An 11430-nucleotide genomic window follows, 5' to 3' on the forward strand; every position below is an offset into this window, starting at 1 on the left:
GATCCCCATCCCCCGCCATCACGGCACCAGCACGACCCCGCCCGTCGTCGCACGCGACTCCAGCAACCGGTGCGCATCGGCCGCCTGTTCGAGCGGCACCCGCGCGCCGATCTCCACATGCATCCCGGCCGCCAGCCGTTCGAGCGTCGCGCGCGCAGCCTCCCGATATCCGTCGACGTCGCGCGCGATGAAGCCCAGCACGCTCGGCCGCGCCAGCGCGATCGACCGCGCCGGCCCCAGTTCGTCGAGATCGAACGTCTGCCGCGCACCGATCGCGGCCACCTGCCCGATGCTCGCGACCATCCCGAACGGACGGACCGCGCCGAGCGTGCGCGTCAGCACGTCGCCGCCGATCCCGTCGATCGCGTAATCGACCCCCGCGCCGCCGCCGAACGCGCGTGCCGCCGCGACGAAATCCTCCTCCCGGTAATCGACGACCGCGTCGGCACCGTGCGTGCGAACAAGCGCGGCTTTCGCGGCCGACCCGACCGTGCCGATCACCCGCGCGCCGAGCGCACGCGCCCATTGCGTCGCCAGCAAGCCGACGCCGCCGGCGGCCGCATGCACGAGCACCGTGTCGCCGGCGCCGACCTGCCGGACGCGATGCAGCAGCATGTAAACGGTGATCCCTTTCAGCAGCCCGGCCGCGGCGGCTTCGTCGCTCAGGCCGTCGGGAATCGGCAGCACACGCCCGGCCGGCATCGTGCGCAGGCTCGCATAGCTGCCGGTCGGCATGCCCGCATACGCGACGCGCTGGCCGGGAACGAGATCCGTCACGCCCGGCCCGACCGCATCGATCACGCCGGCCGCTTCGACACCGAGCGCATCCGGCAGCGCCGGCAACGCGTGCGCGCCCGACCTGAAATAGATGTCGACGAAATTCACGCCGATCGCGGTCTGGCGAATCCGTACTTCGCCCGCGCCGGGCGGCGCGACGGGCGCATCGACGCGGCGCAGCACGCCGGCGTCGCCGTAGCGGTCGATCCCGATCCGGATGGCGGTGGCAGTCTGGGTCATGACGTTCCTCGTAATCGAATGAAGTGACACGATCATCCCATCGTGCATAATCGAACGGAATTCCCGTCAATCGCCCATCTACTGTGCAAAATTCGACCGATCACGATCCCGGTTCCGCGTCCGCGCTGCCGATGAGCTGGGACGACATCCGTTATTTCCTCGCGGTGATGCGCGGCGGCAGCCTGTCGGCCGCCGCGCGGGCGCTGCAGGTTCAGCACTCGACGGTCGCGCGGCGCATCGACGCGCTGGAGTCCGCGCTCGGCATCCGGCTGTTCGACCGGCTGCCGCGCGGCTGGCCGCCGACCGACGAAGGGCTGCACCTTGCCGAGCACGCGGCACGCCTCGAAACCGACGCACATGCGTTCGCGCGCGCCGCCCAGGGCGCGGCGGCGCTCGACGGCGTGGTGCGCGTATCGGCGTCGCCGGTGTTCGCCAGCCACTTCCTCGCGCCGCGGCTCGCCCGCGCGCAGCGCGCATGGCCGGCGCTGCGCATCGACCTGCTGGGCGAGATGCACGCGGCGAACCTGTACGCACGTGAAGCCGATCTCGCCGTGCGGCTGTCGCGGCCGACCGAGCCGGGGCTCGCCGCGCGCCGGCTGGGCACGATGCGTTTCGCGCTGTGCGCAGCACCGGAATGGGCGGACGCACCGCCCGACACCTGGCCGTTCGTCGGCTACGACGACGCGCTCGCTCAGACGCCGCAGCATCAGTGGCTCGCCCGCTTCGCGGCCGGCCGCCGTTTCGCGTTCGTCACCAACGATCTGGCCGCGCAGCATCGCGCGTGCGCGGCCGGCGCCGGCGTTGCGCTGCTGCCGCGGTTTCTCGTCGACGATCCGGCCGCGCATGCGGGCGCGCCGCTCGTCGAGCTGACGGCTGCACCGCGCTGCGACATCGAGCGCGAGATCTGGCTCGTGGTGCACCCGGACGTGCGCCGGTCGCCGCGCGTGCAGCGCGTCGCCGACGCAATCGCCGAAGCCGTTCACGCAGCGGCCGGCCGGCTGTAGCCGGGTGCCGCCGAACAACGCTTTGCGATCCGCTCCAGCGACCGGCATAGTGACGCTTTGAATTCACCGGACTGCCGCCATGCCGACCGCCCCCGCCTGTGTCGTTCGCGACGCAACCGACGCCGACCTCGACGCGATCCGCGCGATCTATGCGCACCACGTGCACCACAGCGTCGCGTCGTTCGAGGAAACGCCGCCCGATGTCGCCGAACTGCGCGCGCGCCGCGACGCGGTGCTACGCGACGGGCTGCCGTATCTCGTCGCCGAATGCGACGGCCGCGTGGCCGGCTACGCGTACGCGACGCCGTACCGCACCCGCCGTGCGTACCGCTTCACGATCGAGGACTCGATCTACATCGACGATGCGCAGCGCGGGCGCGGAATCGGCCGCGCACTGCTCGCGGCGCTGATCGAACGCTGCGAGGCCGGCCCGTGGCGGCAGATGATCGCGGTGATCGCCGACGGCGGTACCGGCGGCTCGACGTCACTGCATCGCGCGTTCGGTTTCGAGCCGGCCGGCGTGCTGAAGGCGGTCGGTTTCAAGCACGGCCGCTGGATCGATACGGCGCTGCTGCAGCACCCGCTCGGTAACGGCGCGGACACGCTCCCCGTCTCGCCTGAGCCTGTCGCGTCGCGCTAGAATGGCCGCATGTCAAAACAGACTCATTCCACACCCGACGAGGCAGCGCCGGACGCCCGCAACGAGTACACGGTCGACGAACTCGCGCGCGTGTCCGACACGACCGTGCGCAACGTCCGTGCGTACCAGGATCGCGGTTTGCTCGCGCCGCCGGAAAAGCGCGGCCGCGTCGGCATTTACGACGACACGCACGTCGCGCGGCTGAAGCTGATCAACCACCTGCTCGCGCGCGGCTACACGCTGTCGAACATCCAGGACCTGATCAAGGCGATCGACGAAGGCCACGACCTGCGCTCGATCCTCGGTCTCGAAAACGCGATCGGCGGCCGCTGGTCGCACGAACTGCCGAAGACCTATTCGCTTGCCGCGCTCGCGCAGATGTTCGGCCCGCAGGCCACCACGCAGCTGTCGCGCGTGACCGAACTCGGCCTGCTCGAACGGCGCGGCCTGTCGTTCGTCGCCAAGAGCCCCGCGCTGCTCGAAGCGGCCGCCGCGATGACGAAGGAAGGCATTCCGCCGCGCGAGCTGCTCGACGTGATCAGCCTCGCACGGCCGCACTTCGACGCGATTGCGCGGCTGCTCGTCGATCTCGTCGTGAAGCGGCTCGACCGCTACGACGCGGGCACGCTGCCGCCCGCCACCGACGTGCCCGAACTGGTCGACGCGATCTGGCGCCTGCGCCCGCTCGCGGCCGTGTTCGTCGAAGGCGAGACGAACCGCGCACTGGAAACCGCGGCGAGCGCGTATCTCGGCGGCCGCGTCGCGACGATCCTCGACAAGAAGCTCAGCGACGAGGCCGCGCGGCAGTCCGGCACACCTTCACCGGAAAACGGCGGCGACGAAGCATAGGCGCACCGCCGTCATATTGATATCGGCAATGCTTCGTTTGCGGGCGTGATTGCCCATGCGACGATTCTTCCAACCGAGCGGCACCGCCGCTCGCCCGAAGACGTTTTGCATGGAGTCCGTTCGATGATTCGTTTCACCCGCTGGATCGCCCGCACCGCCGCCGTCACCACGCTCGTCGCGCTGTCCGCCGCGTCGGCTTTCGCGCAAGGCGGCGCCGACAAGGTCGTGCGCATCGGCTACCAGAAGGCCGGCCTGCTGTCGGTCATCAAGGCGCAAGGTTCGCTCGAAGCGCGGCTCAAGCCGCTCGGCTATGGCGTGCAGTGGCTCGAATTCCCGGCCGGCCCGCAGCTGCTCGAAGCGCTGAACGCGAACAGCATCGACTTCGGCTATACGGGCGCGCCGCCGCCCGTGTTCGCACAGGCGGCCGGCGTGCACTTCGTCTATGTCGGCGCGGAACCGCCGGCGCCGCACAACGAGGCCGTGATCGTGAAGGCCGATTCGCCGATCGGTTCGGTCGCCGGCCTGCGCGGCAAGAAGATCGCGCTGCAGAAGGGCTCGAGCGCGAACTACCTGCTGCTCGAAGCACTGAAACAGGCCGGCGTGCGCTACGACGAAATCCGCCCCGTGTATCTTCCGCCAGCCGACGCGCGCGCCGCATTCGAGAGCGGCAACGTCGATGCGTGGGTCGTCTGGGATCCGTACTACGCGGCCGCGCAGAATGCGCTGAAGGTGCGCACGCTGTCCGACTACACGGGCCTCGCGGCGACCAACAACTTCTACGAAGCCACGCAGGATTTCGCGCAGCAGCATCCGGACGTGGTCGGCGCGATCCTGAAGCAGGCGCGCGAGACGGGCCAGTGGGTCAACACGCATCCGGCCGACACGGCGGCGCTGATCGCACCGAAGGTCGGCCTGCCGCAACCGATTGTCGAGACGTGGATCAAGCGTGTCCCGTTTGGCGCGGTGCCGCTCGACGAAAAGATCGTCGCAACCCAGCAACGCGTCGCCGATGCGTTTTATGCGGCGAAGCTGATTCCGCAGAAGCTGAACGTGGCCGACAACGCATGGGTCGACCAAAACGCGCAGCGTGCGCTCGCGGCGAAGTAGCGGGAACCCAGCGCGCAACTTGTCGAAACGGCCGCCGGGCACACGACTCGTCGGCCTTTCTTGTTCTTGTCGAATTTTCGGGAAACGCGGGACGCACTGTCGGCGTTCGCGCCAGCGCGCGAGTCTCGCGTTTGCGTTTACCGTGGACGCCCCTGCACGCGATGCCGCGCAGCACGCTCCGCTACGCAGGGCCACATCGCTTCGTCCGCAAACAGGCTGCGCGGTGAAACAGTTACAAGTTAATGATTGACGCCACCGCTGCCCAGCGGTTAATGTCTCGGTCGAAGTTCAAGAAGTCCGATTGCTGTTCATCAATTGATCGCTCCTCAGCGGTATTCGTTGTCCTCTCCCTCCTTGACGCTTCAAGCGCTCTTTCCAGAGCAAATCTTCATATTTTTTCTCAAGGAATCTTCATGGATACCGGTATCGTCAAGTGGTTCAACGACAGCAAAGGCTTTGGCTTCATCACGCCCGACAACGGCGGCGACGATCTCTTCGCTCACTTCTCCGAAATTCGCGCCGACGGCTTCAAGACGCTGGCTGAAAACCAGAAAGTGAGCTTCGAAACGAAGCAAGGCCCGAAGGGTCTGCAAGCGGCCAACATCAAGCCGCTGTAAAGTTTGAAGGACCCGGCCCCCGTAACGGGCGCCGGGTTGCAGCGACATCCTCGCGGAGCCTGGTCTCCCAAAGTTGGCGCGATTGCTCTTGGCTGCATCGGTTCATTCCGCAGCTCGCCGCGCGCCACACGCCTCGTTGCACTTCATTCCCCCTCTGGCTGCCAAGCCCTTTTTCGCTTTACGACTGCGTCAGATTCAGCTCGCAATGGCTTTGAATCGGCATACCCGTGCATATTCCGCACGGCACGCGCGCACTCGAACATCATTAAAATTAAAATGCACAACAAACAAATTCATCAATACAACGGCTATGCCGTCCAACCCTCGGCGCATCGTTTGCCCGACGGTAGTTTTTCATCCAACCTGCTGCTTGAACGCGCCGGTAGCCCACGCACCGAAGGTCGCTACCAGTTCTATTCGCTCGATTACTTCACGAGCGAGGAGCAAGCGTTGCAGCATTCGGCCCGCTGGGCACGCAACTGGGTCGACACGCGCGGTTAAACACAACGCCCGGCCGTCGATCCAGCGACGCGCAACGCGCCGACGGTCTTCGCCGGCCGACTGGCTTCACTAGCCTGCCCCCTCTCCGCCGAACGCGTTCCGTCTGATCAGGCACATCCCGATCGGCGGCCAGGGCGCGGTGGGGGGACATCCGGAAACACGCCGCCGATCGCTTCGGCCACGTGTTCCAGCCCGTTCGCGCACTGTCCGACGATGACGACCTGCGCATTGCGCTGAGCACCATTCATCGCCGTGGCCAGTTCGATTTCCGCCCCGTCGCCACTCACCGACACCAGCCGACTCGTCGCATCGCGTCACAGAGCGTCGTTCGATGGCAACCATTCGGGCTCGTACGCACCCAGCGCGCGTGCCGGATAAAACCATCGCAGCGGCGCACCGTCGATCCGTACGGGCGGAAGGAGCCGGGATGCCGGCCCCCACGACGTCGGTTCGACGTGTTCCGCACGATCACGTTGATCGTCGGCAACCAGTTCGATCACCTCGCTCATCGGCTCCGACCGCAACTGCAACTCAGCCGCCGTCCGCGCCAGCGAAGCGCGCACCTCGGTACCGACACCCTCGTTCATTCGCATCGTCAACCCGCGGATGGCGGCCGTCGCCATCAGGTAGCCCGTCGCGTGATCGATCGCCTGAACGGGCAAGTTCACCGGCTCGTCGCCACCCATCACGCGCATGCCCGCCTCGGCGATTCCCGTGCTCATTTGAATGAGGCTGTCGAAGCCGCGCCGGTAATGCCATTCACCACTCCAGCCATAAGCGTCGAGCGACACGTCGATGAGCGCAGGATTCAGCTCGCGCCGATGCGCAGCATCGAGCCCAAGGCGCGCGAGTGCATCGGCCCGATAACCGTGCACGACGATATCCGCGCTGCCGAGCAACTGCTTGAGCATATCGAGATCCGCGGCATCCTTCAGGTTCAGCCGCGCGCACCGCTTGCCGAGGACGACTTCGGGCACCGTGCCCGGCTCTTCCCAGCCGTGCGGATCGATGCGCAGCACGTCGGCGCCCAGGCCTGCAAGAAACCGTGTCGCCACGGGGCCGGCGAGAATGCGCGTCAGGTCGAGCACGCGAATGCCGCGCAACGGCCGGTCTTTCGAAGGCCGCCAGGCGTGCGCGACGGCATCGGTCGCGGCACGGACATGCAGCAACGGCTCGGTTGCGACTGCCTTGCCCTGTGGATGCCCGGCCCACTCCCGCGCCGAGTACATCGCCGCGGCACAACCGCCGCGCTCGACGATCGCCGCTTCGAGCGCGCCGGCATCCCAGCGATTCACCGCTTGCGCGACCGACTGCGCATCGGCGGCGCAGCCGAGCACCGACAACGCGGCCAGCCGATGATGCGGCGCGTTCGTGTGCAACCGGATCCAGCGATCGCGTGCCCGATAGTTGCCGGCCACCGGATCCCATTGCGGTGGCATCGACCAGCCTTGCGGACGCAGCGACGTGCCGAACCATAGCGACGCCATGCGCCGGTCGACTCGCCCCGACGGCAACTTCCCGGTCGACGCATGCAGCAATTCGGCAACGGACGTTCCTGCCGCACCGATCGCCGCCGTGGCCAGGTCGGTTACGCGAAATGCCGAAACCAGTTCGCCCGCCCCGCTGAAGCTGCACGACTCGAGAAAAGCCTGAGACCCGCCCGCCGCGCGCCAGAACGCCCGTAGATGACGCGACACCCGCTCGTCATCGGCCGCGGCCCGTTCCCTCGACATTTGATCGACACCCATGTTCGCCTCGCATGAATTGATGAGGCAAAGATCGTCCCGCTCGCATTTGCTGTCAACGTTGATTATCCTGATCAACCTGTCGAACGATTCCCCCTGCGCACGATGTCGAACTACCTGAATTCGACCGCAGCCGCGGCAAGGCTCGGTGTCTCGCGGCAAACCCTCTACGCGTACGTCAGCCGCGGCCTGCTTCGCGCGGAGCCAGGCGGCAGCCACCGTGAAAGCCGCTACCTCGCGGCCGATGTCGAGCGCCTCGCGGATCAACGCGCACGCGGCCGCAAGCCGAAGGAAGTGGCGAAGGCCGCGCTGAACTGGGGGTCGCCCGTGCTCGAATCGAGCATCACGTTGATCGATGGCGGCCGGCTTTTCTATCGCGGCGTGGATGCACTCGATCTCGCTGCCCGCGCGAGTCTCGAGGAAGTCGCGGCGCTGCTGTGGCGATGCGACGAGCAGACCGCTTTCGGCCCTCACGTCCCCACGACGCCGTCAGTACTGCGAACGCTCTTCAGGCACTACGCCGGTCAACGCACCGAGCAAGCACTGCTGCCGCTCTTCACCGTCGCGAGCGAGGACGCGCCCACGGCGATCTGGCATCAGTCGGCCGATCGTCAGGCGCAGGGCTGCGGCGATCTCGTGCGGATTCTGGCGGCGTGCCTGCTGCGCACCCGGATCGATACCGCCCCGATCCACGCGCAATGCGCGCGAGCATGGGGCGTCGGGCCGGCGGGCGCCGAGCTGATCAGGATGGCGCTCGTGCTGTGCGCGGATCACGAACTGAACGCGTCGAGCTTCACGGGGCGGTGCATCGCGTCGACGAACGCGAGCTTGCGCGCCGTCGTGGTCGGCGGCCTGGCCGGCTTGTCGGGCGAGCGGCACGGCGCCACCACCGCGCGTGGCGAAGCACTGTGGGACGAACTGGGTAGTCAGGACGTCGAGCAAAAAATGGTCGCGCGTCTCGCCCGGGGTGACGGCTTGCCGGGCTTCGGACATGCGCTCTATCCCGATGGCGACGTGCGCGCGACGTATCTGTTGTCGCGGATCCTGCCGCGTCATCCTCAGTGGAAGAGGATGATCGATACCGGGAGCGCGCTCGTCGGCCAGAAGCCCTCGCTCGATCTCGCGCTGGTGGCGTTACGCAGACATTTGCGGCTTCCCGTCGGCGCGGCATTCGGCCTGTTCGCGCTCGGCCGCTCGATCGGCTGGATCGCGCACGGGCTGGAGCAGCGCGAGCAATCCGATCTCATCCGGCCGCGTGCGGTTTATACGGGGGCCTGGCCAGATGGCGCCGGCGCCGGGGCGGATCACGCTCGTTCTCGCGGACGGTCGGGAAAACAGCAAGCAACGCAACCGGCAGCGCCGAAAGACGACATGCTTGCGGCTTTTTTCAGGAGCAAATAGGTTTTTGCTCGATGAAGTCGCGGCACGTCATCGGGGATACGCTAACGCCTCGTTGGTGAACGGAAGCAACCAACCACAGACGTTTCGCGGATTTCGCCAACGGGTCGGCAGGTCCCTTCCACGGAAATCCGCGAAGACTTTTCTCCCGATTCACGGGATACGAACAGCACACGGCGCCTCGATCCGGCAATGCGCGCACCGCGCCAGCGGCACGCGCATGGCCGGCATGCCGACTTACTTCAGCGCCCCCGCCACCTTCTTCTGCCGCCACAGACACAGCAAGTCACACGCGACATGCGCGGCTGCGATCGCCGTGATGTCCGCGTGGTCGTACGCGGGCGCGACCTCGACCACATCCGCGCCGACCAGGTTCACCGCGCCGAGCGCACGCACGATCGCGAGCGCCTGCGCCGACGACAGCCCGCCCGCGACCGGCGTGCCGGTGCCGGGCGCGAACGCCGGATCGAGGCAATCGATATCGAACGTCAGGTACGCCGGCCGCGCGCCGACGATAGCGACGATCCGCTCGACCGCCGCACGCGCGCCATGGTCATGCACCCACGCCGCATCGAGCCGCTCAATGCCGAGAAAGTCGTCGTTCCACGTGCGAATCCCGACCTGCACCGATGTCGCCGGATCGATCAGCCCTTCCTTCACGGCCTTGTAGAACATCGTCCCGTGATTGAGGCTGTCCGGATCGTCGTCGGCCCACGTATCGCAGTGCGCGTCGAAATGGATCAGCGACAGCGGCTTGCCGTAGCGCTCCGCATGCGCGACCAGCAGCGGATAAGTGATGTAGTGGTCGCCGCCGAGCGTCAGCATCTTCGCGCCGGAACCGAGAATCGTGCGCGCATGCTCGACGATCGCGGGCTTGATCGACAGCGGGTTGTGCGCGTCGAACCAGCAGTCGCCGTAGTCGACCGCCGCGAGATCGTCGAACGGGTTGAAACCCCACGGATACGGATGAAGCTCCGCGAGCTGCACGCTCGCCGCGCGGATTGCGGCCGGCCCGAGCCGCGCGCCGGAGCGGTAGGTCGTCGCGAGATCGAGCGGCACGCCGGAGATCGCGACGTCGACGCCGTCGAGCGCGCGCGAATAGTTGCGGCGCATGAACGACAGCACGCCCGCGTAGGTGTTTTCGATCGACGAGCCGTACGGCGTCGTGCGACGGATCGCGCCGTCGCCGTGGAGAAGTTCGGTCATGGTCGGACCTGTTTTCGTGGAGAGGCCCGCCCGCCCCGCTTCGCATCAGCGCACGGGCCGGGCACGGCTGGGATTCATCGGGCCCGCACCGGCTCGTGCATCCAGTCGCGCGGCCGGGCGGAAACAACGACAACGACGGCAACCACCACATCGACAACGGCAATACCGCGGCGATCATAGCAAGCCGAATTGCAGTCGTTGCCCCGGTTCAACCGGGGCAACGCGCGGAGAAATCCGGCGGCCGCGCCCACGCACCAGAGCCCGGCATCGCCGGATTGCCGCGCCGGCGGGCAATCCTCGTGCATCGCGATCCCGGTCGTTTCCTAGAAGGATTCGCCGGTTTTGGCACGCCCTTTCTTCCGGATAATGGCCGACAGCCGCGCCTCGACCGCGCGCCGTCCACCGCAGACGACAACAAACCGGAGACACCCGCCTTGATCGCCACGCTTCCCGCCCCCTACCGCCGGCTCTGGCCGCTCGCCGTCGTCGCCGCGCTGCTCTATGGACTGTCGCTCGCCGCCGCGCCCTATCCCGGCCAGGCCGCCGCGAAAGCCGTGATGGGCATCCTGTTGCTCGCGGCGGGCAGCACCTGCGCCGCACCGCGCGAACGCGCATGGCTGTGCGCGGCGCTCGTGACGGCCGTGCTCGGCGACGTACTTCTCGCGCTGCCCGACTGGCCGCTGTCGTTCGTCCTCGGCCTCGGCGCGTTCCTGCTCACGCACCTGTGCTACTGCGCGATCTTCATGCGCTGGCGCGCGCGGCCGCACGGCTGGCGCATCGTCGCGCTCGTCGGGCTGTGGATCGCCGCGCCGGCGTTCTACGTGGCGTTCTTCCCGCACCTCGGCGAGCTGATGGCGCCGGTCGCCGTCTACATGCTCGTGCTGTGCGCGATGGCGAGCTTCGCGCTCGCCGCCCGCACGCGTGGCCCGCTGGTGGCCATCGGCAGCCTGATCTTCGTCGGCTCCGATACGCTGATCGGCGTCGGCCGCTTCCTCGGCGGTTTTCCGGGCATCGATTACCTGATCTGGGGCCTCTACGCGCTCGCGCAGGTCACGATCGTGGCCGGGGTTTTCCATGAGACAGCCGCTCGGTCGATCCGTCCCTGATACCGTTTCAAACAGGCCGCCGCGCGCCGGCGGTCTCGCCAGCGTCCTCTCACGCCCTACCGACGGCCCTTTCCGCGTATCCCGCAATGCGGAAACCGGCCCATTCCAAACCCCGCTCAGCCTTTTCCCGTCTGGCTTCCGGCCCTTAGAGCGCTGCTTCTAGCCTCTTGCGATTTCCAGGTTCACCCACTATCGTTACATCAAACAATGTAACATTCGAAAATGAGCCAAATCGGAGAC

At 67.3% G+C, this 11430-nt stretch carries 11 protein-coding genes; 8 read left to right on the forward strand and 3 right to left on the reverse strand.

Translation table 11 applies throughout. From position 1 onward, the window contains the following. Positions 1–18: 18 nt before the first annotated feature. Positions 19–1017 (reverse strand): quinone oxidoreductase family protein, encoded by a 999-nt coding sequence (locus tag LGM89_RS01885; RefSeq protein ID WP_226272122.1) that lies wholly within the window; start codon positions 1015–1017, stop codon positions 19–21. 131 nt (positions 1018–1148) lie between these two features. Between LGM89_RS01885 and LGM89_RS01890 the strand changes: the two genes are divergently transcribed. From LGM89_RS01890 to LGM89_RS01915, 6 genes are all read left to right on the forward strand, one after another. Further along, positions 1149–2021, forward strand: a complete 873-nt coding sequence (locus LGM89_RS01890) for a LysR family transcriptional regulator (RefSeq protein WP_226203239.1) — start codon at positions 1149–1151, stop codon at positions 2019–2021. 79 nt (positions 2022–2100) lie between these two features. After that, on the forward strand, positions 2101–2661 hold the full coding sequence (locus LGM89_RS01895) for a GNAT family N-acetyltransferase (RefSeq protein WP_226272123.1): 561 nt from the start codon (positions 2101–2103) through the stop codon (positions 2659–2661). Positions 2662–2670: 9 nt separating this feature from the next. Beyond that, positions 2671–3510 (forward strand): MerR family transcriptional regulator, encoded by an 840-nt coding sequence (locus LGM89_RS01900; protein ID WP_089485512.1) that lies wholly within the window; start codon positions 2671–2673, stop codon positions 3508–3510. A gap of 123 nt (positions 3511–3633) precedes the next feature. Continuing rightward, a complete protein-coding gene (locus tag LGM89_RS01905; protein WP_226272124.1) occupies positions 3634–4617 on the forward strand; it encodes a sulfonate ABC transporter substrate-binding protein in 984 nt (327 codons plus the stop codon). 413 nt (positions 4618–5030) lie between these two features. Continuing rightward, positions 5031–5234: a cold-shock protein gene (locus tag LGM89_RS01910; RefSeq protein ID WP_006485974.1), complete on the forward strand. Its 204-nt coding sequence runs from the start codon at positions 5031–5033 to the stop codon at positions 5232–5234. 276 nt (positions 5235–5510) lie between these two features. After that, positions 5511–5735: a hypothetical protein gene (locus tag LGM89_RS01915; protein ID WP_089475116.1), complete on the forward strand. Its 225-nt coding sequence runs from the start codon at positions 5511–5513 to the stop codon at positions 5733–5735. 314 nt (positions 5736–6049) lie between these two features. On the opposite strand, the gene LGM89_RS01920 is transcribed toward LGM89_RS01915, so the two are convergent. Beyond that, positions 6050–7483, reverse strand: a complete 1434-nt coding sequence (locus tag LGM89_RS01920; protein WP_226272468.1) for a CoA transferase — start codon at positions 7481–7483, stop codon at positions 6050–6052. 102 nt (positions 7484–7585) lie between these two features. Between LGM89_RS01920 and LGM89_RS01925 the strand changes: the two genes are divergently transcribed. Beyond that, entirely contained in the window at positions 7586–8881 is a 1296-nt protein-coding gene (locus LGM89_RS01925; RefSeq protein ID WP_226272125.1) for a citrate synthase family protein, read from the forward strand. 234 nt (positions 8882–9115) lie between these two features. Here LGM89_RS01925 and speB read toward each other — a convergent pair whose 3' ends face one another. After that, entirely contained in the window at positions 9116–10084 is a 969-nt protein-coding gene (gene speB / locus LGM89_RS01930) for an agmatinase (protein ID WP_089433328.1), read from the reverse strand. Positions 10085–10518: 434 nt separating this feature from the next. Between speB and LGM89_RS01935 the strand changes: the two genes are divergently transcribed. Beyond that, the gene (locus LGM89_RS01935) at positions 10519–11190 is read left to right on the forward strand and encodes a lysoplasmalogenase (RefSeq protein WP_226272126.1); all 672 of its coding nucleotides are present in this window, start codon (positions 10519–10521) and stop codon (positions 11188–11190) included. Positions 11191–11430: the final 240 nt, after the last annotated feature.

Source organism: Burkholderia sp. AU31624 (assembly GCF_020420065.1).
GTDB lineage: Bacteria > Pseudomonadota > Gammaproteobacteria > Burkholderiales > Burkholderiaceae > Burkholderia.